The organism is Janthinobacterium sp. JF4, from assembly GCF_059617925.1.
Genome location: NZ_JCAQAV010000008.1, coordinates 83,976 through 108,568 on the forward strand (window position 1 = coordinate 83,976; position 24,593 = coordinate 108,568).

Annotated in this window: 21 protein-coding genes; 8 read left to right on the forward strand and 13 right to left on the reverse strand. The window is 63.4% G+C overall.

Annotation, left to right across the window (positions count from 1 at the left end; all coding sequences use genetic code 11):
• Positions 1-16: 16 nt before the first annotated feature.
• Both AC54AF_RS09965 and AC54AF_RS09970 read right to left on the reverse strand, forming a co-directional pair.
• Positions 17-1,249 carry a M20/M25/M40 family metallo-hydrolase gene (locus AC54AF_RS09965; protein WP_496636413.1) on the reverse strand — a complete coding sequence of 411 codons (1,233 nt, stop codon included), beginning with the start codon at positions 1,247-1,249 and terminating at the stop codon, positions 17-19.
• Entirely contained in the window at positions 1,246-2,472 is a 1,227-nt protein-coding gene (locus AC54AF_RS09970) for a urate hydroxylase PuuD (RefSeq protein WP_496636414.1), read from the reverse strand. Before AC54AF_RS09970 ends, AC54AF_RS09965 begins: the two co-directional genes overlap by 4 nt.
• Before the next feature lie 131 nt (positions 2,473-2,603).
• On the opposite strand from AC54AF_RS09970, the gene AC54AF_RS09975 reads away from it, so the two are divergent.
• Entirely contained in the window at positions 2,604-3,542 is a 939-nt protein-coding gene (locus AC54AF_RS09975; protein WP_131688645.1) for a LysR substrate-binding domain-containing protein, read from the forward strand.
• 73 nt (positions 3,543-3,615) lie between these two features.
• Entirely contained in the window at positions 3,616-5,370 is a 1,755-nt protein-coding gene (locus AC54AF_RS09980; protein WP_496636415.1) for an allantoate amidohydrolase, read from the forward strand.
• A 2-nt stretch (positions 5,371-5,372) separates the two neighbouring features.
• On the opposite strand, the gene AC54AF_RS09985 is transcribed toward AC54AF_RS09980, so the two are convergent.
• The 7 genes from AC54AF_RS09985 to aptA form a co-directional block, all read right to left on the reverse strand.
• Positions 5,373-6,608 carry a Zn-dependent hydrolase gene (locus AC54AF_RS09985; protein ID WP_496636416.1) on the reverse strand — a complete coding sequence of 412 codons (1,236 nt, stop codon included), beginning with the start codon at positions 6,606-6,608 and terminating at the stop codon, positions 5,373-5,375.
• A gap of 10 nt (positions 6,609-6,618) precedes the next feature.
• Positions 6,619-8,010 (reverse strand): dihydropyrimidinase, encoded by a 1,392-nt coding sequence (gene hydA / locus AC54AF_RS09990; RefSeq protein ID WP_496636417.1) that lies wholly within the window; start codon positions 8,008-8,010, stop codon positions 6,619-6,621.
• A 16-nt stretch (positions 8,011-8,026) separates the two neighbouring features.
• Positions 8,027-9,511, reverse strand: a complete 1,485-nt coding sequence (locus AC54AF_RS09995; protein WP_496636418.1) for an NCS1 family nucleobase:cation symporter-1 — start codon at positions 9,509-9,511, stop codon at positions 8,027-8,029.
• A 134-nt stretch (positions 9,512-9,645) separates the two neighbouring features.
• Positions 9,646-10,926: an NAD-dependent dihydropyrimidine dehydrogenase subunit PreA gene (gene preA / locus AC54AF_RS10000; protein ID WP_496636419.1), complete on the reverse strand. Its 1,281-nt coding sequence runs from the start codon at positions 10,924-10,926 to the stop codon at positions 9,646-9,648.
• Positions 10,926-12,293, reverse strand: coding sequence for an NAD(P)-dependent oxidoreductase (locus AC54AF_RS10005; RefSeq protein ID WP_496636420.1), 1,368 nt, complete (start codon positions 12,291-12,293; stop codon positions 10,926-10,928). Before AC54AF_RS10005 ends, preA begins: the two co-directional genes overlap by 1 nt.
• A gap of 47 nt (positions 12,294-12,340) precedes the next feature.
• Positions 12,341-13,846: a CoA-acylating methylmalonate-semialdehyde dehydrogenase gene (locus tag AC54AF_RS10010; RefSeq protein WP_496636449.1), complete on the reverse strand. Its 1,506-nt coding sequence runs from the start codon at positions 13,844-13,846 to the stop codon at positions 12,341-12,343.
• Between the two features lie 74 nt (positions 13,847-13,920).
• A complete protein-coding gene (gene aptA, locus AC54AF_RS10015) occupies positions 13,921-15,237 on the reverse strand; it encodes an omega-aminotransferase AptA (protein WP_131688637.1) in 1,317 nt (438 codons plus the stop codon).
• A 199-nt stretch (positions 15,238-15,436) separates the two neighbouring features.
• Here aptA and AC54AF_RS10020 point away from each other — a divergent pair, with 199 nt between their 5' ends.
• Together AC54AF_RS10020 and AC54AF_RS10025 are read left to right on the forward strand one after the other, a co-directional pair.
• Positions 15,437-16,906: an aminotransferase-like domain-containing protein gene (locus AC54AF_RS10020; RefSeq protein WP_496636421.1), complete on the forward strand. Its 1,470-nt coding sequence runs from the start codon at positions 15,437-15,439 to the stop codon at positions 16,904-16,906.
• Positions 16,907-16,916: 10 nt separating this feature from the next.
• On the forward strand, positions 16,917-17,600 hold the full coding sequence (locus AC54AF_RS10025) for a TetR family transcriptional regulator C-terminal domain-containing protein (RefSeq protein WP_131688635.1): 684 nt from the start codon (positions 16,917-16,919) through the stop codon (positions 17,598-17,600).
• Between the two features lie 28 nt (positions 17,601-17,628).
• Here the strand turns inward: AC54AF_RS10025 and AC54AF_RS10030 are convergent, their stop codons facing one another.
• On the reverse strand, positions 17,629-18,564 hold the full coding sequence (locus AC54AF_RS10030; RefSeq protein WP_496636422.1) for a choice-of-anchor A family protein: 936 nt from the start codon (positions 18,562-18,564) through the stop codon (positions 17,629-17,631).
• Between the two features lie 310 nt (positions 18,565-18,874).
• On the opposite strand from AC54AF_RS10030, the gene AC54AF_RS10035 reads away from it, so the two are divergent.
• From AC54AF_RS10035 to AC54AF_RS10050, 4 genes are all read left to right on the forward strand, one after another.
• On the forward strand, positions 18,875-19,357 hold the full coding sequence (locus tag AC54AF_RS10035; protein ID WP_496636423.1) for a hypothetical protein: 483 nt from the start codon (positions 18,875-18,877) through the stop codon (positions 19,355-19,357).
• Between the two features lie 142 nt (positions 19,358-19,499).
• Positions 19,500-19,769, forward strand: coding sequence for a hypothetical protein (locus tag AC54AF_RS10040; RefSeq protein WP_496636424.1), 270 nt, complete (start codon positions 19,500-19,502; stop codon positions 19,767-19,769).
• A 160-nt stretch (positions 19,770-19,929) separates the two neighbouring features.
• Positions 19,930-20,352, forward strand: a complete 423-nt coding sequence (locus AC54AF_RS10045; protein WP_496636425.1) for a VOC family protein — start codon at positions 19,930-19,932, stop codon at positions 20,350-20,352.
• A gap of 11 nt (positions 20,353-20,363) precedes the next feature.
• On the forward strand, positions 20,364-21,527 hold the full coding sequence (locus tag AC54AF_RS10050) for a dipeptidase (protein ID WP_496636426.1): 1,164 nt from the start codon (positions 20,364-20,366) through the stop codon (positions 21,525-21,527).
• 1 nt (position 21,528) lies between these two features.
• Here the strand turns inward: AC54AF_RS10050 and AC54AF_RS10055 are convergent, their stop codons facing one another.
• The 3 genes from AC54AF_RS10055 to deoA form a co-directional block, all read right to left on the reverse strand.
• Positions 21,529-22,740: a nucleoside deaminase gene (locus AC54AF_RS10055; RefSeq protein WP_496636427.1), complete on the reverse strand. Its 1,212-nt coding sequence runs from the start codon at positions 22,738-22,740 to the stop codon at positions 21,529-21,531.
• A gap of 10 nt (positions 22,741-22,750) precedes the next feature.
• On the reverse strand, positions 22,751-23,158 hold the full coding sequence (locus AC54AF_RS10060) for a cytidine deaminase (protein ID WP_034754695.1): 408 nt from the start codon (positions 23,156-23,158) through the stop codon (positions 22,751-22,753).
• Between the two features lie 106 nt (positions 23,159-23,264).
• Positions 23,265-24,587 carry a thymidine phosphorylase gene (gene deoA / locus AC54AF_RS10065; RefSeq protein ID WP_496636428.1) on the reverse strand — a complete coding sequence of 441 codons (1,323 nt, stop codon included), beginning with the start codon at positions 24,585-24,587 and terminating at the stop codon, positions 23,265-23,267.
• Between the last annotated feature and the right edge of the window lie 6 nt (positions 24,588-24,593).

Genomic DNA, 24,593 nt, shown 5'->3' on the forward strand with positions numbered 1-24,593 from the left:
AGTAGCCACCGCCCTGTCAAGCGGCCAGGAAGTCCAGCAGGGTCAAGGCGACGATCTTGCTGGCCTTGCGCAAATCATCGAGCGCCAGGCGTTCGTCGGCCTTCTTCGCATTCGATTCGGGCACCGTGCGCGGGCCGGCGCCATACAGCACGGCGGGGATGCCCCGTTCGCCATACAGGCGCGCATCCGCATACAGGGGCGTGCCGACGGCGGGAATCGTCTCACCGAGGATGGCTTGCGCATTTTTCTGCAGGCTGCCAACCAGTTGCTCGGAGCCGGGCAAGGGTCGCAGCGCGTGCGACAGCAGCAGGCGGCGGATCTCGATGCGAATGCCAGGCTCGCCGCGCACGGCGTCCTCGATCAGCGCGCGCACCTGCGCTTCCACCGCCACCGGGTCTTCTTCCGGGATCATGCGCCGGTCCATCTTCATGACCACCTTGCCCGGCACCACATTGGTATTCGTGCCGCCGTCGATGCGGCCTACCAGCATGGTGGGCGAATCGATGCCGGCCACCCTGGATTTGATCTTCTTCAGCTCCGGCAGCTGGCCGTAGATGGCATTGAGGATCTTGTTGGCCGCCTGCAGCGCGTCGTGCCCCGTCTCCGGCATGGCGCCGTGGCCCGACTTGCCGTGCACGGTGATTTCCAGCTGCAGGCAGGCGTTATGCGCCGTGACGATGCCGTAGCTGAAACCGGCGGCGATGACGAAATCGGGCTTCGTCAGCTGCTGCTCCAGCAGCCAGCCGGGCCCCAGCAAGCCGCCGAATTCCTCGTCGTAGGTAAAGTGCAGCTCAAGCTGGCCCTTCAAGGGAATACCCAGCGCTTCCAGGGCGCGCGCGGCAAAGACATAGGTGGCGAAATCGCCTTTCGAGACGGCCGTCGCGCGGCCATACATATAGCCGCCGTCGATCTGGCCGCCATACGGCGGATACGACCAGTTGTCGCCGGGCGGCACCACGTCGCCATGCGCATTCAGGGCCACCGTCGGCCCGCCCGCGGCATACGGACGGCGCACGATCAGGTTGGTGATGCTCTGCATGCCATAGGCCTCGACCTGGTCCGCTGGCACCGCGTGCTTTTCGGCGTTCCAGCCATACGCCTGCAGCAGCTGCGCCACCAGTTCCGCATGCGGCGCGTTGTTGCCGGGCGGCGTATCCGTCGGCTGCCGCACCACCTGCTGTAAAAAGGCGACTTCTTCGTCGAAGTGTTCGTCGATCCAGGCCGTGATTTTTTCTGCGTGCGTCGTCATTTTGCTCCTTGCATGGTCTGTTGCAGCCAGGCGCCCAATTCGCTGCGCTCGGCCTCCGTCATATTGGTCAGGTTCCCGATCGGCATGGCCTTCAATTCGATAGCCTGCTTGTAGATTTGCGCCGCGTGCTGGCGGATTTGCGTTTCATTATCGAGCATCATACCGGCCGGCGCCGTGGCGAAACCGGCTTGCGTGGGCTGGGCCGAATGGCAGGTGGCGCAGCGCTGGGCGATGATGGCATGCGCGCGCTTGAACTGCGCGGCAGGGTCCACCGCAGGCGCGGCCGCCACGGGCGCTTTCGGCGCGATGGCGATAGCTACGGCCAGCAGCAGGGCCACGCCGATGGCCGGATAGCGCCACTCGACACGGCCCTTGTGGCGCAGGTTGAAGAAGTGGCGGATGAAGACGCCGGCCGCCATGATCAGCGCCAGCACCAGCCAGGCGTGATCGTTGCGGTAGGTCATCGCGTAGTGGTTGCTGATCATGATGAACAGCACGGGCAAGGTAAAATAATTGTTGTGCACGCTGCGCTGCTTGGCCTTCAGGCCGTGCCTGGGATCGGGCAGCTTGCCGGCGGCCATGGCCTCGACCATCTTGCGCTGGCCGGGAATGATCAGCATCAGCACATTGGCCACCATGATGGTGCCGATCATGGCGCCCACGTGGATGTAGGCGGCGCGCCCGCTGAGCAAATGCGTGAGCACATACGCGGCGCCGACGATCAGCGCGAACACGGTCGCGCCGAACCACAGTTCATATTGCGCCAGCTTCGAGCGGCACAGCAGGTCGTACACGGTCCAGCCGATGACGAGGGTGGCGATGCCGATGCCGATGGCCTGCCCGCTGGAGAGATCGGCCACGGCCTTGTCGATCATCATGGCCTGCGCATTGAAGTAATAGGCAATCGTCAGCAGCGCAAAGCCGGACAGCCAGGTCGAATACGCCTCCCACTTGAACCAATGCAGTTCCTTCGGCAGTTCTGCGGGCGCCACCAGGTATTTTTGCGGGTTGTAGAAACCGCCGCCATGCACGGCCCACAATTGCCCCGACACGCCCTTCTTCGCCAGCTCGGAGCCGGGCGCGGGCGGGCGGATCGAGTTGTCGAGCCAGACAAAATAAAAGGAAGCACCGATCCAGGCGATGCCCGTGATGACGTGCAGCCAGCGGACGATCAGGTTCAGCCACTCCAGGCCATACGGGATCAGGTAGGCAAATACTTCCATAAATTTCCTCTAGTCAGACCGAACCAATATTCGTGCCAATCTACACAAGATAAACGGATTTACCGCCCACCACATGAAAAATATCGTATATTTGACATATTCAAATCGATATACAACAGAGGCGCCGCCACATGTCCAGCCTGCCGCAACACCTCGATCTGCACCTGATCCGCATCCTCTACCTGCTGCTGGTGGAAAAGAATGTCTCGCGCGTGGCGCTGAAACTCAATCAGCCGCAACCCTCGATTTCCGCCTCCCTGCGCAAGCTGCGCGAACTGACGGGCGACCCGCTGCTGGTGCGCGGCGCGCGCGGCATGGTGCCGACCCAGCATGGCGAAAGCCTGCTCAATCCGGCCAAGCGCATCCTCGACCAGACGGAAAGCCTGTTCGTCAAGAAGACGCCGTTCGTGGCGCAGGAAGAAGCGCGCACCTTCCATATCGCCGCGCCCGACTACCTGGACAGCCAGTTCCTGCCCAACGTGGTGGCCCTGCTGCGCCGCGGTTCGCCGAAAAGCCGCGTCGTGCTGCACAGCCTGGGACCGGGCATCGACCATATCCGCCAGCTTTCCGATGGGGGACTGGACCTGGTCATCGCCAACTGGGACGAGCCGCCCGCGCACCTGCACATTTCGAAGCTGTTCGAAGACCCCATCATCTGCGCCATGCATGCGGAAAACGCCTATGCGCGGCGCACGGCCAGCGATGCCATGACCCTCGATGACTATCTGAGCCTGCCCCACGTGGCGCCGTCACCCATGATGCCCGGTTATCACGGCGTGATCGATTCCTTCCTCGAACGGCAAAACCTGCAGCGCAACGTGGTGGTGGAATCGGCGTATTTCGGCCTGATCCCCTACATGCTGACGCAGACGGACCTGGTGCTCACCACGGGCCGGCAATTCATGCGCTTCTATGAAAAGACGCTGCCGCTGAAAACGTATACCGTGCCATTGAAGTTCCCACCGATGCGCTTTTACCAGTTGTGGCACCAGCGCGTGCACCAGGCGCCCGAGCACAAATGGCTGCGCGACCAGGTCAGCGCGGCCGCCAAGGCGCTGGTGCAGCGATAGCCGCTATCAGCGCGCGCATATAATGGACGCAGGAACGGGGCGCTATCATCACCGCTTGCATGATCGGAAAACCATGACCACCCTTTCAGACCTGAACGCCGGCAGCCAGGCCGATTTTATCGCCCACCTGCATGGCATCTACGAACACTCGCCCTGGATCGCCCAGCGGGCGGCGGCGGCCATGCCGTTCGCCAGCCTGACGGCGCTCAAGACGGAGCTGCAGCGCGTGCTGGCGCATGCCTCGCCAGAAGAGCAACTGGGACTGATACGCGCCCACCCCGAACTGGCCGGCAAGGCCGCCATCGCCGGGCAGCTGACGGCGGAATCGACGCGCGAGCAAGCCAAGTCCGGCCTGAACCTGTGCAGTCCTGACGAATTCGCCACCCTGCAGCGCCTCAACAGTGAGTACAACGCCAAGTTCGGCTTTCCCTTCATCCTGGCCGTCAAGGGCCCGACGGGCGAAGGCTTGACGCGCCAGGACATCATCGCCACGTTTGCGCGGCGCCTGAAAAACCGGCGCGCAGATGAACTGGCCGAGTCGCTGCGGCAGATCAAGCGCATCGCCGAGCTGCGCCTGAACGACCTGTTCGACGTGCGCCTCGATTTCGGCCCGGCCATCATGCAGCAGGCGGAAACGCTGGCCGGCTGGAGCGACAGCGATTACAACCTGACCTGTGCCTACCTGACTCCGGCGCACCGAAAAACGGCCGCGCAGCTGGCCGACTGGATGCGGGAAGCCGGCATGCAGGTGCACATCGACGCCGTCGGCAATGTCGTCGGCCATTATCTGTCCGACGCGCCAGGCGCAAAGACGCTGATGACGGGATCGCATTACGACACGGTGCGCAACGGCGGCAAATACGATGGCCGCCTGGGTATCGTGCTGCCGATCGCCGTCGTGCGCCATCTGCATGAACGGGGTGAAAAGCTGCCCTTCCACCTCGAGATCGTCGGCTTCGCCGAGGAGGAAGGCGTGCGCTTCAAGAGCACGTTTTTGGGCAGCACGGCCATCACGGGCAAGTTCGACGTATCGCTGCTGGAACAGGTTGACGCGGACGGCGTGAGCATGCGCGATGCGTTGGCCGCCGCCGGCCATGAAGCGGCAGCCATCGGCGCCATCGCGCGCGATCCCGCCGACTTGCTCGGCTATGTGGAAGTGCATATCGAACAGGGGCCCGTGCTGCTGGAGCGCGACCTGCCGCTGGGGATCGTCACGGCGATCGCCGGCAGCTCGCGCTATCTGGTCAATCTTGGCGGCGTGGCCAGCCATGCGGGCACCACGCCCATGAACATGCGCAAGGATGCGGCCAGCGCCGCGGCCGAAATCATCCTGCTGGTGGAGCAGCGCTGCAACCAGGGCGAAGCGCTGGTAGGCACCGTGGGACAGCTGCACGTGCCCAATGGCTCCGTCAACGTGATCGCCGGCGCCTGCACCCTGTCGCTCGATATCCGCGCCGCCAGCGACGCTGTGCGCCAGGCGGCGGTCGACGATATCCTCGATGGCATCGCCGCCATCTGCGCGCGGCGCCAGATCGACTACCAACTGGAGCTGCTGCTGTCGGCGCGTGCGGCACCATGCGCGCCATGGCTGATGGCGCAGCTGGCGCAGGCCGTGGAATCCGTGGGCATCGAACCGTTTGCGCTGCTGTCGGGCGCCGGCCACGACGCCATGGCCATGGCCGCCATCACCGACGTGGCCATGCTGTTTACCCGCTGCGGCAATGGCGGCATCAGCCACAATCCGCTGGAAACCATGACGGCGGACGACGCCGACATCGCGGCACGCGCGCTGCTGGCGTTTTTGCGCGGCTTCCAGCCCAAGCCCTGAGCTTACACGGCCACGGCCCGCTCCAGCATCGCGTGCAGCAGCACGTTGCAGCCTGCTTCCAGGTGCTCGGGCTTGGCGTCCTCGATTTCATTGTGGCTGATGCCGTCCTTGCATGGCACGAAGATCATGCCGGCCGGCGCCAGACGGGCCGCGTAGATGGCGTCGTGACCGGCGCCTGACACCACGTCCATCACGGAGTAGCCCAGCTTTGCCGTGGCGTTGCGCACGGCGCCCACGCAATCGGGGTGGAACGGGCATGGCGGGTAATAGGAAACCCGTTCAAGAGATATATCCAGTCCCGTGCCGGTGCGCGTGGCGTCGATAAAGGCCGTGATTTCACCATGCATGGTGTCGAGCAGTTCATCGTTCACGTTGCGCAGGTCGATGCTGAATTTGACTTCACCTGGGATCACGTTGCGGCTGTTCGGGAAGACCTGCACCATGCCCACCGTGCCGCGGCCATACGGCGGATAGCGGTTGGCGATGGCCACCACCTCCTGCATGATGCTGGTGGCCACCTGCAGCGCATCCTTGCGCAAGCCCATGGGCGTAGGGCCCGCATGCGCTTCCATGCCCGTCACCACGCAGTCGTACCAGGACAGCCCCATCACGGCCGGCACCACGCCGATCACCTTGTCCGCGTCTTCCAGCACGGGCCCCTGTTCGATATGCGTTTCAAAGTAGGCGCCGATCGGATGGTCGCCCGGCACCTGGTCTCCACGATAGCCGATGCGCGCCAGCTCCTCGCCCACCGTTTTCCCTTCCGTGTCTTTCGCGGCGTAGGCGGTTTCGAGCGAAAAGGCGCCGCAAAACACGCCGGAACCCATCATCACGGGAACGAAGCGCGAGCCTTCCTCGTTGGTCCAGAAGGCCACTTCGATGGGCGCCCGCGTCTTGATCTGTAAATCGTTCAGGGTGCGCACCACTTCCAGGCCGGCCAGCACGCCGTAATTGCCATCGAACTTGCCGCCCGTGGGCTGCGTATCGATATGGCTGCCCGTCATCACGGGCGGCAGGGTGTTGTCCGTGCCGTCGCGGCGCATGAAGACATTACCGATCTGGTCGATCGTGATGCGCATGCCTGCCTCCGTGCCCCAGCGCACCACCAGGTCGCGCCCCTGCTTGTCCAGGTCCGTCAGGGCCAGGCGCTTGACGCCGCCCTTCACTGTCGCGCCGATCTGCGCCAGTTCCATCAGGGCCGCCCACAATCGTTCGCCATTGATACGCAATGCATCCATCGTCAACTCCTTATGCGGTGGTGGCGGAAAACGCGGGCCGTTCGACATAGCGCCCCGCCCCTTCGACGGCCATCAATTCACCTTTGTGGAACACCACCTTGCCGGCGGCAATCGTGGTACTGGGGATGCCGCGCACGGTGCGCCCTTCGAAGACATTGAAGCCTCCTTTGGCAAACTGCGTGGCGGCGGAAATGGTGCGCGTGCCCTGCGGGTCCCACAGCACGATGTCGGCATCGCTGCCTGCGGCGATGACGCCCTTGCGCGGATACATATTGAAGATCTGCGCCGCATTGGTGGAACTGACCTTGACGAATTCGGACGGCGTCAGCATGCCCGAATTGACGCCCGCATCCCACACCACGGCCATGCGTTCCTCGACGCCGCCGCAGCCGTTCGGAATGCGCGTGAAGTCGTCCTTGCCGGCCGCCTTCTGCTCGGCGCAAAAGGTGCAGTGGTCGGTGGCCGTCGTGTGCAGGTTGCCGCTTTGCAGACCGTGCCACAGGGCCGCCTGATGGTGCTTGCCGCGAAACGGCGGGCTCATGACGTGGCCAGCCACATAATCGAAATCATCGCTCTGGTAGACGCTGTCGTCGATCACCAGGTGGCCCGCCAGCGCTTCGCCATACACGCGCTGGCCGTTCGCGCGCGCCCGCGTGATGGCATCGAGCGACTCGGCGCACGAGACGTGCACGATGTACACGGGGGTATTGAGTACGTTGGCAATCGCAATGGCGCGATTGGCAGCCTCCGCTTCCACGGCCGGCGGGCGTGACAGCGGGTGCGCCTGCGGTCCGGCAATCCCCTTTTTCAGCAAGGCTTGCTGCAATTGAAAAACCAGTTCGCCATTTTCCGCATGCACGGTGGGCAATGCCCCCAGCTCCAGCGAACGGGAAAAGCTTTTCACCAGGGTTTCATCGTCGGCCATGATGGCGTTCTTGTAGGCCATGAAATGCTTGAAGCTGTTCACGCCATGCTCGCGCACCAGCACTCCCATCTCTTCATGTACCTGCTCGCTCCACCAGGTGATCGCCACGTGGAAGGTGTAGTCGCCGGCCGCCTTGGCCGACCATGCGCGCCACTGGTGATACGCCTCGATCAAGGATTGCTTCGGCGCGGGAATGACGAAGTCCATGATGGTGGTGGTGCCGCCCGCCAGTCCCGCCGCCGTGCCGGTGAAAAAATCGTCGGACGTCACGGTGCCCATGAAGGGTAAATTCATGTGCGTGTGCGTATCGATCCCGCCCGGCATCACGTACAGGCCGCCCGCGTCGATCACCGTGGCGCCAGCGGGGGCCAACAGGTTCTCGCCGACGGCGGCGATCGTGTCGCCTTCGATCAGCACATCGGCGCGAAATGCGCGGTCAGCGTTGACGACGGTACCGCCACGTATCAGTGTAGTCATCTTGTCTCCTTGGTGATTACGACTGCGGCGCCTGCTGCACGTGCGCCACGGCCTTGCCCTTCATCATGGCGCCGTAAACGACGGCGGCAATGGCCACGCCCACGAACCAGGCGTAGGTATAGATGGTCTTGAAGCCTTCGGCCACGCCGGGAAACGCCGTGGGAAAGGCCGCGTTCAAGAAGCCCGGGATGTTCGGCAGCACGGCGATGACAAAGGCGATCAGCGCAGCTACGTTCCAGCCATTGCCATACGAGTAGATGCCGTCGTCGCGGTACAGCTGCCTGACGTCGAGCTGCGTCTTGCGCACGAAGTAATAGTCGACGATGAGGATGCCGGCGATGGGGCCCAGCAGGGCCGAGTAGCCGATCAGCCACGTGAAGATGTAGCCCTGCGTCGACTCGAGCACCTTCCACGGCATCATGACGATGGCGATAAAGGCCGTGATGTAGCCGCCCATCTTGTACGAAATCTGCTTCGGCGCCAGCGCGGAAAAATCGTACGCCGGGCCCACCAGGTTGGCCGCCAGGTTGACGCTGACCGTATCGATCAAGAGGATGATCAGCGCGATCAGCACGGCGGCGCCCGTCATGCGGCTGGCCAGGTCGACCGGGTCCCAGATGGCCTTGCCGTACATGACCACGGAGCCGGCAGTGACGATCACGGCCAGCATGGCCAGCAATCCCATCGGCACGGGCAGGCCGATCGACTGGCCGATCACCTGGTCGCGCTGCGTCTTGGCGAAGCGCGTGAAGTCGGGAATGTTCAATGCCAGGGTGGCCCAGAAACCCACCATGGCCGTCAGCGATGGCCAGAAGACGCTCCAGAACTGGCCCGCCTTTTTGCCGCCGGGGATGAATTGCGATGGCTGGTCCAGCAGGCTGCCCACGCCGCCTGCCTTGCTGTGCACCCAATACAGCAGCACGAAGCAGATGAGGATTTTCAAGGGCGCCGTATAGGTTTCGAGTTTGCGGATCGAGTCCATGCCGTGCAGGATGTAATAGAACTGGATGGCCCAGAAAGCCAGGAAGCACAGCAACTGGCTGCCGTTGATGCCCAGACCCGCGATCTTCTCGCCGCCCAGCTCATGGCCCACCAGCACGCCCATCAGGGTGTAGATCATCTGCCCGCCGAACCAGGTCTGGATGCCGTACCAGCCGCAGGCGACGATGGCGCGCATCAGCGCCGGCAGGCGCGCGCCCATGGTGCCGAACGAGGCGCGCGCCAGCACGGCATACGGGATGCCGTACTTGGTGCCCGCATGGCCGATCAGCAGCATCGGCAGGAGCACGATGGCGTTGGCGAGAAAGACCGTGAGCACGGCCTGATAACCGGACATGCCGCTGTCGATCAGGCTGGCCGACAGGGTGTAGGCGGGAATGCACATGACCATGCCGACCCACAGCGCGGCGAAGTGATACCAGCGCCAGGTGCGCTGCGCCGCCGTGGTGGGCGCCAGGTCTTCATTCCAGAGTTGCGTGTTGCCTGAATAGTCGTGGTTCACAGGTATGCTCCATCGGTTGGGAGGGGATCGGTTTTATAGAAACGGCTCGACTTTTAAGTCAATCTAGCTTACCGCAAAGGCCAGCCGCTGTTTACAAAATAAACACACGCAAGATACATGCCTTGATGCGTGCCCTATGCCGTCTCCGCCAATGCCCGAGGATTGCGCGGATCCTGCGTCCAGTTCATGTACGGCTTGCCCGTGGACTGCGGCACCATCGTGATGCAGCCCTGCACCGGACAGGTGATTTCGCACAGGTTGCAGCCCACGCATTCCTCCTTGATCACCTCATACGTGCGCGTGCCGGCGGCGTCGATCAGTTGCGCAATCGACTGGTGCGAGGTGTCTTCGCAGGCCACGTAGCACTTGCCGCATTTGATGCAGTCGTCCTGGTTGATCTGCGCGATCACCTGGTAATTCATGTCCAGGTATTTCCAGTCCGTCGTGTTGGCCACGGCCTTTCCGGAAAAGTCGCTGATGCGCTCATAGCCCTTCTCGTCCATCCAGCGCGACAGGCCATCCTTCATCTCGTCGACGATGCGAAAACCGTGCAGCATGGCGGCCGTGCACACCTGTACGCAGCCTGCGCCCAGGGCGATGAATTCGGCCGCGTCGCGCCAGTTGCCGATGCCGCCGATGCCGGAAATGGGCAAGCCGCGCGTCTGCGGATCGCGGGCGATTTCCGCCACCATGTTCAGCGCGATCGGTTTGACGGCAGAGCCGCAATAGCCGCCGTGCGTGCTGGCGCCGCCCACGATGGGCAGGGCCACCATGCGGTCCAGGTCCAGCGAAGTGATCGAGTTGATGGTGTTGATCAGCGAGACGGCGTCCGCGCCGCCGGCCTTGGCCGCGCGCGCCGGCATGCGCACGTCCGTGATGTTGGGCGTGAGCTTGACGATGACGGGCAGTTTGCTGTGTTTCTTGCACCAGGCGGTGACCATCTGCACGTACTCGGGCACCTGGCCCACGGCCGCGCCCATGCCCCGTTCCGGCATGCCGTGTGGGCAGCCGAAATTGAGCTCGATGCCGTCCGCCCCCGTCGCCTCGACCTTCGGCAGAATGTCGGCCCAGTAGTGCTCTTCGCACGGCAGCATCAGGGAGACGATCATGGCGCGGTCGGGCCAGTCTTTTTTCACCTGCGTGATTTCGCGCAGGTTGATCTCCAGCGAGCGGTCGGTAATGAGTTCAATGTTATTGAAGCCCACCACTTCGCGGTTCTTGCCGTACAGGGCGGAATAGCGCGACGAGACGTTCACGGCGGCCGGGTCTTCGCCCAGGGTTTTCCACACGACGCCGCCCCACCCCGCCTCGAAGGCGCGCACCACGTTGTAGGCCTTGTCGGTCGGCGGTGCGGACGCCAGCCAGAAGGGATTCGGCGCCTTGATGCCGCAAAATTCGATGCTGAGATCAGCCATTATGCAGCCTCCACTTTATTCAACAAATCGGAATGGATGGCCAGTGCGGCCAGCTTGCCATGCTGGACGGCTTGCACCGTCAAGTCCTGCCCCGGCGCCACGCAGTCGCCGCCCGCGTAGATCCCCGGCAGGACCGTGCGAAAGCCTGCATCGACGGCGATCTTGTCGCCTTCGCGTTTCAGCAGTGACGCCATCGGGTCGTGCAGCACGTCGGTGTCCAGGCTCTGGCCGATGGCCTTGAAGATGGCGTCGGCCGCCACGTCGAACGTTTCGCCCGTCCCCGCCAAACGCGTGCCCTGCATGCGCGTCTTCTCGAAACGCATGCCCGCCACCTTGCCCTCGCTATCGAGCAGCACCTGCTGCGGCTGGGCCCACGTCAGCATGCGCACCTGGTTCGCCTTGGCGATCTCCTGTTCATGGTGGGTGGCCGTCATGGCGTCGAAGCCGCGCCGGTACACGAGGGTGACTTCCTCGGCGCCCAGGCGTTGGATCTGCACGGCCATGTCGATGGCCGTATTGCCGGCGCCAATCACGATGGCCCGTTTCGGCACGGGCAGTGCGGCCAGGTCGTCCGCCTGGCGCAGCGCGCTGATATAGTCGACGGCGGCCAGCAAGCCCGGCGCCTCCTCGCCCGTCAGGCCCAGCTTGCGGCTGGCGCCAAGGCCCAGGCCGAGGAACACGGCGTCGTACTGCGCGTGCAGGTCGCGCAGCTGCAGATTCTCGCCCAGCGCCTGGCGACATCGGATTTCAATGCCGCCGATATCGAGCAGGAAGTCGATTTCCTTTTGTGCGAAGTCGTCCGTCAGCTTGTACTTGGCGATGCCGTATTCATTCAGGCCGCCTGCTTTGCCTTCCTTTTCAAAGATCACCACGTCGTGGCCCAACATGGCCAGGCGGTGCGCGCACGACAGGCCCGCCGGTCCCGCGCCGACGATGGCTATCGTCTTGCCGGTGGGGGCCGCCCGCTTGAACGGGTGCTGTGCAAAATGCATGTGGTCGACGGCGTAGCGCTGCAAGAGGCCTATCTTGACGGGCTGGCCTTCGGCGTCGTGGTTGCGCACGCAGACGTCTTCGCACAGGATTTCCGTCGGGCAGACGCGGGCGCAACTGCCGCCCAGGATGTTCTGCTTCAGGATGCCGGCGGCGGCGCCGTTGATGTTCTTGTCGTGGATGTTGCGGATGAAGCTGGCCACGTCGATTTCCGACGGACAGATACGGCTGCACGGCGCATCGTAGCAATACAGGCAGCGGGCGCTTTCGATGGCCGCCTGGCGCGCCGTCAGGGGCGGCGCCAGGTCCGTGAAATGGCCCGCCAATTCGGCGTTGGGCAGGGCGGGATGCGGCAAATAGTTGAGGGACTCGATCATCGCGTTTTCCTTCTTTGAGCCTGCGGTGGATTTTTAGTTTTAAACCGTCACTTCATCTGGGGAAAAGCAAATTCCACGCCTGCGCTTGCAGTGTTCGGCCAGCGCTGCATCACGGCCTTGTGGCGCGTGTAGAAACGCACGCCTTCGGGACCATACGCGTGGTGATCGCCGAACATGCTGCGCTTCCAGCCGCCAAAGCTGTTGAAGGCCATCGGCACGGGCAAGGGGATGTTGACGCCCACCATGCCGACCTGGATCTGGCGCACGAATTCGCGCGCCACGCCGCCGTCGCGCGTGTAGATGGCCACGCCGTTGCCATACTCGTTGGCGTTGATCAGCTCCACCGCATGCACCACGTCAGGACACCGGAGCACGCACAGCACGGGACCGAAAATCTCTTCCTTGTAGATGCTCATGTCGCGCGTGACGTGGTCAAATAAAGTGCCGCCGACAAAAAAGCCGTTCTCGCGGCCCGCCACCACGTGGTTGCGGCCATCGACCACTAAAGTCGCGCCCTGCTCCACGCCCGAGGCGATGAGTTTTTCGATGCGCTGCTTGGCGGCCAGCGACACGACCGGTCCCATTTCCGCACCATCGGCCATGCCGTCGCGCACTTTCAGTGCGGCCGTGCGCGTTGCCAGTGCGTCGATCAACTTGTCGCCCGCGTCGCCCACGGCCACCACCACGGAGATGGCCATGCAGCGCTCTCCCGCCGAACCGTAGGCCGCGCCGATCAGCGCGTCGACCGTCATGTCCATGTCCGCGTCGGGCATCACCACCATGTGGTTCTTCGCGCCACCCAGCGCCTGCACGCGCTTGCCGCTGGCGCTGCCGCGCGCATAGATGTATTCGGCGATCGGCGTCGAACCGACGAAGCTGATCGCCTGCACCACGGGATGGTCGAGCAGGGCATCAACTGTGACTTTATCGCCCTGCACCACGTTGAAGACGCCGTCTGGCAAGCCTGCATCCTTGAGCAATTTCGCGTGCAGCAGGGAGGCCGACGGATCGCGTTCGGACGGTTTCAGGACGAAGGTATTGCCGCAGGCGATAGCGACGGGGAACATCCACATCGGCACCATCACGGGAAAATTGAATGGCGTGATGCCGGCCACCACACCGAGCGCCTGGCGCATGGACCAGGCATCGATGCCGCGCGAAATCTGGTCCGTGAATTCGCCCTTTAACAATTGCGGGATACCGACGGCAAATTCCACCATCTCGATGCCGCGCGCCACTTCACCCTGGGCATCGGCAAAGGTCTTGCCATGCTCGCGCGTGAGCATGGCGGCAAATTCGTCCGTGTGCTGCTGGCATAGCTGCAGGTAGCGAAACAGCACGCGCGCGCGCGTCAGCGGTGGCGTGGCCGACCAGGAAGGAAAGGCGGCGGCGGCCGCCTGCACGGCAGAGTCCACGTCTTCCACGGTGCCCAGCGCGACACGGGCGACGGGTACGCCCAACGCGGGGTTGTAGACGTCGCCGTAGCGGCCACTCTGGGTGTCGACTTTGGCGCCGTTGATGTAGTGGGTGATGGTGTCGAGCTGTGTGTTAATGTGGTTCACGTTATTTCCTCTCTTTACCCCAAGGGCAAATTCTGGGGTCAGACCCGGCGGGTCTGACCCGGGGCTTAATCAAGGTTCTTCAGCACCTTGGCCAGCTTGCCGAACAGCTCGTCGACATGCTGCTTTTCCAGCACCAGCGGCGGCGACAAGGCGATGATGTCGCCTGTCGTGCGTATCAGCACGCCGTCCGCGAATGCCTGCTTGAAGGCGTTGAAGGCGCGCGCGCCCGGTTTGCCGGCGATGGGATCGAGTTCGATGCCGGCGATCAGGCCGATGCTGCGCAGGTCGATCACATGCGGCAAGCCTTTCAGGGAATGCACGGCGTCGCTCCAATATGCCTGCATGTTTTTCGCGTGGCCCAGGATGTCCTGTTCCTCGAACACTTGCAGGGTCGCCAGCGAGGCGGCGCAGGCCAGCGGGTGGCCGGAATAGGTATAACCGTGGAACAGTTCGATGCCGGCCGGCGCGTCCATGAAGGCGTCGTGGATATACTTTTTGCTGAAGACGGCACCCATCGGCACCATGCCGTTGGTCAGGCCCTTGGCCGTCGTCATCAGGTCCGGCTCGACATCGAAATAATCGGCGGCGAACGGCGTCGTCATGCGGCCGAACCCCGTGATCACTTCATCGAAGATCAGCAGGATGCCGTGCTTGGTGCACAGTTCGCGCAAGCGTTTCAGATAGCCTTTCGGCGGGATCAGCACGCCCGTGGAACCTGCCACCGGTTCGACGATGACGGCCGCAATCGTCGAGGCGTCATGCAGGGCGACGATGCGTTCGAGTTCATCGGCCAGGTGGGTGCCGTATTCAGGCTCGCCCACCGTATAGGCGTTCTTGTCCAGGTTATGCGTGTGCGGCAGGTGGTCCACGCCGGGCAGCAGTGGGCCGAATGTCTTGCGGTTGCCGCCTATGCCGCCCACGGAAATGCCGCCGAAGCCCACGCCGTGATAACCGCGTTCGCGGCCGATCAGGCGCGTGCGTGCGCCCTCGCCGCGCGCCCGGTGGTAGGCCAGCGCAATCTTCAGCGCCGTGTCGACGGCTTCGGAACCGGAGTTGGTGTAGAAGACGTGGCCAAATTTATGCCCCGTGTAGTCCATCAGTTTTTCCGCCAGGTCGAAGGCGGCCGGATGGCCCATCTGGAAGGTGGGCGCGAAGTCCAGCTGGCCCACCATCTCGCGGATGGCGCCGACGATTTTCGGCTGCGCATGGCCGCACGGCACGCACCACAGGCCGGCCGTGCCATCGAGGATGGCGTTGCCATCGACGTCCTTGTAATACATGCCTTCGGCCGACACCAGCAAGCGCGGGTTGGCTTTGAAATCGCGGTTATTCGTAAACGGCATCCAGAATGCCGACATCGATTCCGGCCTTGTTTCGTTCATGACCTTCTCCTTGGGATGGGCTGGCGCGGGGCCAGGATCGTTTTTGACGAAGCGTAAAATAATTTACCAGTTGGCAAAAAGCTGATGTAATAATAGACAGGCCATCCCCAATGGCACAGATACACAAACGGCAAAGTCCCCCAACCGTACAGGTCGAAAAACCAATACAGTTTTGTGCAAGGCCGCATAAGGAGCCACCGTGAAGCACAGTGACAGCACAGACGATGCCCCCGAGCAAGCCAGTGGCTGGCCCGTGCTGGACATCGACCGCCAGAAGAAGGGCGGCCTGGTCGAGCAGATCGTCATCGCCATCAGCGTCATGGTGGGCAGCCGTGCCTTGCGCATCGGCACGCGGATGCCGTCCGTGCGCCAGTTCGCCCGCTGCAACGGCGTGTCGACCTTTACCGTCGTCGAATCGTATGACCGCCTGGTCAACCTCGGTCTGCTGTCGTCGCGCCGCGGTTCCGGCTATTTCGTTGCGCGCCACGATATCGCCGCCTCGACGCAGGCGGCCCTCATTGCCAACACCCTTGCGAGCCCCACCGCCATCGACGCCCTCACGCCGGATCTGTATTCGGGCGTGTCCGATGCCCTGCCCGTGGGCGCGGGCTGGCTGCCGCCCGAAATGTATGGCGAAGCGACCGTGCTCGATGCCGTGCGCCAGGCCATGCGCATTCCCGCCAGCCGGCTGCGCGGCTATGGCCACCCGCTGGGCTTTCCCTCGCTGCGCCAGCACCTGGCAAGCAGCCTTTCGGAAGAGCTGTTCCAGGTGGAGCCGGACCAGCTCTTGCTGACGCATGGCGCCACGCACGCTTTTGACTTGATCCTGCGCAGCCTGACCAAGCCGGGCGATACGGTGCTGGTGGAAGACCCCGGCTACAGCAATCTGCAGTCGCTGATCCGCCACCACGGCTGCATCCCCGTCGGCATAGCGCGCGGCGAGGCGGGCCTCGACCTCGATGCGCTGGCCGTTGAAGCCGCGCGCACGCAGCCGAAGCTGATGTTCGTCAACACGGTGCTGCAAAATCCGCTCGGCACCTCGCTCAGCCAGGCGCAAACGCACCGCCTGCTGGCGCTGGCCGAGCAATTCGATTTCTGGCTGGTGGAAGACGATATCTACCGCGAACTGGCGGCGCGCGGCGAAGCATCGCTGGCGGCCATGGACGGCCTGCGCCGCGTGATCCGCGTGGGCAGCTTTTCCAAGACCCTGTCGCCCGTGCTGCGCGTGGGGTCGATTTGCGCCTCGCCGCCGCTGGTGGCCGAACTGGTGCGCGTGAAAATGCTGGCGGGACTGACGACGTCGGAAATCAACGAGCGCGCCGTCTACCACGCCATCTCCGCGCGGCCCTACAAGCGCATGGTCGAGCGCCTGGTGGCGCAGCTCGATGCAGCCCGCGAGCGCAGCATCGACTGCCTGGCGCAGGCGGGCATGGCTCCCGTGGCCCGGCCCCGCGGCGGCATGTTCGTCAGCGCCGGCTGGCCTGACCTGCAGACGCCGGAATGGAATGGCAAGATCATCGCCGACATGGCCTTGAAGGCGGGCATCCTGCTGTCGCCGAACGAATTTTTCATGCTGCGCGCGCCCGAGACGGTGTGGTTCCGCTTCAACGTGGCCTACACCGATACCCCCGTGCTGCAAGCGTTCCTGCAATCGATACGCCCACGCTAAAGAATCCGCCATGGCCAGCGACAAATCCCCTGCCCTTCCCGTGAAAAATGCTGGCGGCCGGCGCCTGCAAAACCGCGACCGCCTGGAAGCGGACATTCTGGAACAGGCCGTGCGCGCCTTCGCGGAAAGCGGCTATGAGGGCGCATCGATCGCCAGCATCGCCGAACGGGCCGGCCTGTCGAAGCAAAACCTGATGTATTACTTCCCGTCCAAGCAGCTGCTGTACCAGCGCGTACTCGACGACGTGCTCGACGACTGGCTGGCGCGCATGGAATCACTGGCCAATGAACACGACGAGCCGCGCGACGTGCTGCGTGCGTACATCGGCGCCAAGCTGCGCTTTTCGCGCGAACAGCCATGGGCCTCGCGCGTGTATGCGCTGGAAGTGATCAATGGCGCTCCCCTGTACGGCGCGCAGATACGCGACCGGGTCGTGCCCCTGCTGCGCAAGGATATCGCCGTCTTCGAAGCCTGGATCGCCGCCGGCAGGATCGCGCCCGTCAACGCCACGCACCTGATGTTCGCCATCTGGGCCATGACGCAATCGTATGCGGATTTTTCGGCGCAGATGGCGCTGGTGCTGGAACGCAAGCAACTCACGCGCAAGGATTACGAGGATGCCGAAATCCTCATCGCGCACATGGTGCAGGCGGCGGTGTCCATGCCAACAACAGCCGAAAAAAAACCGCCTTGAAAGGCGGTTTCCTGAACAGCGCGAACGCTTACGCTGCCGTCTTGCCCTTGCGGCGGCGCGCCATGAAGCCAACCAGGCCCAGGCCGGCCAGCAGCATCGCATAGGTTTCCGGTTCCGGCACGGCCGAGACATAACCGGCCACGTTGGTGGCGTTGAAATAATGGTTGGCGTTGACCTGGATGTTCGAGGCCCAGTTACCCACCACCACGTTGCCGTTGATCTGGCCATTGCCACCGGCCAGGGTCGCCAGCGGCGCCAGAATGCTGCCGTACAGGCCCACGCCGTTCAAGGTGATGGTTTGCGCTTCATAGAAGTTGTACAGCACATTGTATTTGCTGAAATCGCCGTAGCCGCCGGACAGGTTCACATTCGTGCCACTGATATTGAGGATCAGCGTGTCGTTCGTGTGCAGGTTGCTGAACTTGAAGTTGCTCACCGAGCCCAGCGCCGCGGAAGTCAGGTCGAACACTTGCACGCTGCCCGAGCCGCCCTTCAGGGTCATGCCGCCGTAAGCCATGGAACTGCTGCCCGTCGACGCCACTTTCGCCAGCGAGGTCGAGGTGTTTTTCAACTGGGCCGAGGTGGCGGCAAACGATACGGGCGACGCCGTGGTCTTGGTCGCCGTCTTCAGGCCCACGCTGCTCGTCGTCGTGCTGCCGCCCACAAAGTAGTTGCCGTTCTTGATCGAGCCGGAGCTGTAGTTCAGGTTGCCGCCAACGACCAGCGCATAGCCGGTATTGCCGTGCGTGACGTAAGCGTCCTTGTTCTTGTCATTGATCGAATAGCTCGACGCCGACAGGTTACCGGCGACCAGCACGCCGCCTTCGACATCGCTGCCGGACGCGCTGAAATTGCTCAGGGAATACAAATTGGCGCCACCGATACCCAGATCGACAACACCGGCTTGCGCGGTACCGGCGGCAAACACGGTCGACAGAACGAGAAGGAGTGGCAATTTAGGCATGCTTGGCATTTTATTTCCAAAAAGAAAATTAACTTGACGCCAGAATATCATATCTATCTGATTTGAGATGTCGTAAATCAACAAATTTTGTAATAATTATGAAAACATAGTTGCACAATGAGAATTATTCCCCCGTCGCTGCCCGGAGCACGCCCAGGCCATCCGGATGACGCCTTGAACAGACGGGAGAACAGCCGTCTGTTCTGCACTTTCAATATTGCTTAGAAGCGCAGACAACTTGGTGATACGATCGCGGCAGCGCCAGACCAGGCCAGCCCACAGAGTACGAAATCATAAGGATGAAGCACGCATGAAACGATTGTCCCTAGGCGCACTGATGCTGGCATATGCCTGCGGCGCGCACGCCGATGTTGTGAACATGATCGATAACCAGCCGCTGAGCGAAACCTGGCTCAACGCGGGCTTTTATTCGTATCACTTTCAGCGCGACAAGAATCTGAACGACAGTAATCCGGGCCTGGGCGCCGAATACCGCTTTTCCACCGTTGCGTCGGTCACGGCCGGACGCTTCTACAATAGCGACCGTGCCTATTCGAACTACCTGGGCGTGTACTACCAGCCCATCAAGGTGGGCCCGCTGCGCATCGGCGCCGTCGTTGGCGGCTTCAGCGGCTATCCGAAGATGCGCGATGGCGGCTGGTTCCCGGCCCTGGTCCCCACCATCAGCTATGAATACCAGCGCGTGGGCGTGAATATCGCCATCGTGCCGTCCTACAAGGACCGCCTGTATGGCGCCCTCAGCTTCCAGCTGAAACTCAAGGTGTTTGAGTAGCCGTTTGTCCCTGCCTGTCGCCGTTCGGTCCGCCAATCCTGCCATTCGTCGCATACGCAATGCCCGGCAGCAAGGCTTTGCCTATAGTGGAGTCATCGCCAGCATGCATACGGCAGCGGCACCCACACGACAGGAGAACGGCATGAAAGACATCAATGCGGCACCGGGCAGCACTTCCTTCAGCGCTTTCTGGAACGAGCTGTGCGCTTACACGCGCCAGGGCATGGCCGCCCTGCGCGCCATGCCCTGGCCCATGCTGCTGGCGTGCTGCCTGGGCCTGGCGTTCCTGATCACCATCTTGCCGCTGGCCATCATGCTGTTTGCCCTCGTCATGCTGCTGAAATGGGCCAGCAACAGCGACGATACCGGCGCGGACGAAAAAACGCCGGGCTCGCAGCAGTCGCCGCAATAAAAATTTGCATCGTGGCAAGAGTGCAATGATTGTTCTATGGCACTATGAAGGGGCGCGGCACTGACGGGCATCAAAGCCCTCCCGATGGACGGGTTTGAGACGGAACGCTACGCAAGATTGACAATCGAAGTTACTCCCCCTCAGCCATAGGAGTTTTCTGATGACCACGACTGCAAAAGCGACCACCGCGACGACCATTCCCTGCCTGCGCTACCGCGACGCGCCCGCCGCCATCGAATGGCTGTGCAAGGCGCTCGGCTTTGAAAAACAATTGATTGTGCCTGACGGCAACGGTGGCGTCGCCCATGCGCAACTGAGCTTTGGCAATGGCATGGTCATGGTGGCACCGGCGCTCGACAGCGACTATGACCGCCTGATGAAACTGCCCGGCGACGTCGGCGGCGCCAACACGCAAAACTGCTACCTGGTCGTCAGCGACGCTGATGCCGTCTACCGCAGCGCGCGCGAAGCCGGCGCCGAAATCGTGCTCGACATCAAGGATGAAGATTACGGCGGACGGGGCTTCACTTGCCGCGACCCGGAAGGCCATATCTGGAGCCTGGGCACCTACGATCCATGGTAAAACGGAGAACAATGATTATCAGTACCCTCACCGCCGCCAGCCTTGCGCTGATCGGCGGTTTCCTGTCCGCTCCCGTCCTCGTCGACGAGCACCTCAACCGTGTCCATCCTCCGTCCGGCAAGGCGCCATCGGCAGCCACTCTGGCCCTGCACCAGCGCCTGTGGATCGCGGACCTGCACGCCGACAGCCTGCTGTGGCAACGCAATCTGAACCGCGACAGCCAGCGCGGGCATGTCGACTTTCCCCGCCTGCAGCGGGCCAACGTGGCGCTGCAAGCCTTTTCCGTCGTCACCAAGACGCCGCGCAAGATGAATATCGAGCGCAATGGCAGCGACACGGACAACATCACGGCACTGGTGGTGGCGCAAGGCTTGCCGCCCGCCACCTGGAACAGCCTGCTGGCGCGCGCCACCTGGCAGGCCGACGAGCTGCGCCAGCAAGCGGCCAACAGTCATGGCAAGGTCCGCGTGATCGGCAGCCGCGCCCAGCTGCGCAGCTTCATCGCCGCGCGCGAGAAAGACCCCGCCCTGCTGGCCGGCTGGCTGACACTGGAAGGCGCGCATGCGCTCGAAGGCAAGCTGGACAACCTCGATACCTTGTACCGGGCCGGCTACCGCATGGCCGCGCCCACGCATTTCTTCGATACGGAACTGTCCGGCTCCCAGCACGGCCTGAAGAAAGGCGGCCTGACGCCGCTGGGCAAGCAATGGCTGCGCGCCATGGAGCAGCGCAAGATGATCGTCGACCTGGCGCACGCCTCGCCAGCCACCATCGACGACGTGTTAACGTTGGCGAAACGCCCAGTGATGGTGTCGCACACAGGCGTGCGCGGCACCTGCGCCAATGGGCGCAACCTGAGCGACGCACAATTGAAACGCATCGCCGCCCAGGGTGGCCTGGTCGGCATCGGCTTCTGGAACACGGCCGTCTGCGGCAAGGACGTGGCGTCCATCGCGCGCGCCATCAAGTACACGGTAAAACTGATCGGCGCGGAACACGTGGCCTATGGTTCGGACTTCGACGGCGCCGTCACCACGGCCATCGACGCGGCCGGCTTGCCGCGCCTGACGCAGGCACTGCTCGACGCTGGCCTGTCAGAGGCGCAGATCCGCCGCGTGGCGGGTGAAAACGTGCGCGACTTTTTACTCAAAAATCTGCCCGACGACGATGCCTAGGCTAGCCTAGCGCCTGGACCAGGGCCCGGTCCGCCACCTGGCGTGGCCGGATGCGTATCAGCTTGCGGTACAGGGGCGGCATCGTCTCGCACAGCGCCAGCAAGTCGTCTTCCGGCATGCCGGGACGCGCGTACTGGAATTGCGCGGGATTATTCTCCGGCAGCGCCCCTTCCATCGTGGAGCCGTAGGCGCCCAGGGTCATGAAACTGGCGGCGCTGTCGTCCGGGCCGATGGCCAGCACGAAAGTGCCGTGCTTGGGGTGGCCCAGGTAGCTTTTGATTTCTTCCTGCAGCGCCGGCTCCGCATGCGCCATCAATTCAAAACGCAGCTGCGCGTACTGGCGCGTGCATTCCATGAATGGCGTGCGGATGGCCGACTGCGCCAGTTTTCCCGGCATGCACAGCAGCAGGTTGCCGAAAGAATCGAGCAAGGCGGCCGCGTCGCCCTGGCCGCCATCGCGCGCATCCTGCTCCATGGCCGCCTGCAGGAAGGGCGCCAGGCCCGCATCGGGCGCATGCGGGTCGCAGCGGTAAGTCAGGGCATCGGGATAGCGGCGGCGCAGGGCGCGCACCACGGCGTGCTCGGACGGCAAGGTGGCCGGATCGCGCAGGTACACGTCGTCGCCGGCGCTCAGCAGCTGCATCACCTGCGCCGAAGTCGCTTCGAACACGAGCGAGCACAGTGCCTGCGTCGCCTCGTGGATGCTTTTGCCGATGAAAAAGGATTTGGGCGCGGCGCCGGAAGGCAGGCGCGCATACTCGGTGGCGCCCCGCACGGCCGGATAGCAAAAGCTGCGGCCAGCCTGCGCCTGCAGCGGCGCCGGCAAGGCCGTGAACGTGGCGGCGCCATCGTAATTGATGCCCGCCTTGACGTCGGGCGCGGCCACCACCACGTTGAAACCGGCCGCCAGAATCGCCCCCGTGCACATGCAGCAGGGATCGAGCGAGGTGACGATGGTCAGTTCGCCCGGCGGCGGCAAGGGCGTGCCCTTGGCCCGCTCGGCGAAATACCAGTCCACCAGCTGGCGCTCGCCATGCGCGGTGGGGTCGAACACCAGGCCCTGGCGCACGACGTTGTTGTGCATCGATTGCAGCACGTTGCCGGTGCCGTCGAGCAGCACGCCGCCCACGCCGAAGGTGCCCTGCGTCTTGGCCGCCATGGCTTCGGCCGCGGCAATCGCCACGGCGGCCTGGATGTCGATCGTCTTGTTCAAGCGGATCCTGTTACTTCATGTCCAGGTCGGAATTGCCGAAGCCGTGCGGCAGCAGCCAGCCCGCCGTCACTTCCATGACATCGTTCTTCAGGTTCGTCAGGATCACCGGCAGGTCGGCGCCGCCCATCTCGAAGATCACCTGGCGGCAGGCGCCGCATGGCGAGATCGGTTCCGCCGTGTCGCCCGTGACGGCCAGTTTGGCGAAGTCGCCTGGTTTACAGCCATGCGCGATGGCGCTGAAAAACGCCGTGCGCTCGGCGCAGTTGCACAGGCCATAAGCGGCGTTTTCCACGTTACAGCCACGGAAGACGCGACCATCCTTGCACAGCAGCGCCGCGCCCACCTTGAACCGCGAGTAGGGCGCGTAGGCCAGTTCACGGCCGGCATTGGCTTCGGCGATCAGTTCTTGGTTGTTCATTTTTTCTGCAATACCTTTGAAATCATTAAGGCCGGGGTCAGACCCTCAACACCGCTGACACATAGCTCAACGCTATCGCAAACGGGGGTCTGACCCCAGTTTTCAACTACGGACGAATGGTACGGTAAATCACCGGATTGGCCGCCGGCGCCACCGCGCCGATGGCATACGCTTCCTGGATTTCCCTGACGGCTTGCTGCGCCGCCGCTTCCGTGCGCGCATGCACCATGGCCAGCGGCTGGCCGACAGTCACTTGCTCGCCCAGGCCCACGAGATCCGTCAGGCCGACGGCGAAATCGATGCTGTCCGTCGGACGGCGGCGGCCACCGCCCAAAGCCACCACGGCCAGGCCGATGGCGCGGCAATCGCGCACGTTGGCAAAGCCGGCGGACAACGCCGGTGCCGGCACGACGAACGGCGCTTTGTCCAGGTGCTTGTCCGGGTTCTCGACCAGGTCAGCCGGGCCGCCCAGGGCGGAGACCATGCGCGAGAAGCGCTCGGCCGCTTCGCCCGAATCGAGGGCCGCCATCAATTTCACGCGCGCTTCCTCTTCGGTGGCAGCCAGGCCGCCCAGTACCAGCATCTCGGCGCACAGCGCCAGGGTGACTTCATGCAGGCGCGCGGGACGCGAACGGCCCGTCAGGTAATCCATGGCGCCGCGCACTTCCAGCGCATTGCCCGCGTACGGCGCCAGCGACTCGTTCATGTCCGTCAAGATCGCCGACGTCTGCATGCCCGCGCCATTGCCGACGGCGACGATGCTCCCGGCCAGCTCCACCGATTTATCGTAGGTCGGCATGAAGGCGCCCGTGCCCACTTTGACGTCCATCACCAGCGCGTCCAGGCCGGCCGACAGTTTCTTCGACAGGATGGAGCCCGTGATCATGGCCACGGATTCCACCGTGGCGGTGACGTCGCGGATGCTGTAGAAACGCTTGTCGGCCGGCGCCAGCTGCGCCGTCTGGCCGATGATGGCCACGCCGATCTCCTGCACCACCTTGCGGAACAATGCATTGTCCGGCACCGTGCAATAGCCGGGAATGGCGTCGAACTTGTCCAGCGTGCCGCCCGTGTGACCCAGGCCGCGGCCCGAGATCATCGGCACGTAGCCGCCGCACGCGGCGACCATGGGTCCCAGCAGCAGGGAGACGACGTCGCCCACGCCGCCCGTCGAATGCTTGTCGACGACAGGGCCCGGCAGGTTCAGCGCACGCCAGTCCAGCACCTGGCCGGAATCGCGCATGGCCAGGGTGAACGCCACGCGCTCGTCCATGTTCATGTCGTTGAAATAGACGGCCATGCCCAGCGCCGCGATCTGGCCTTCGCTGACGCTGCCGTCAGTGATGCCGCGCACGAAAAACTGGATTTCCTCGGCGCTCAGCACGCCCTTGTCGCGCTTCTTGCGAATGATTTCCTGGGTTAACAACATCGAATA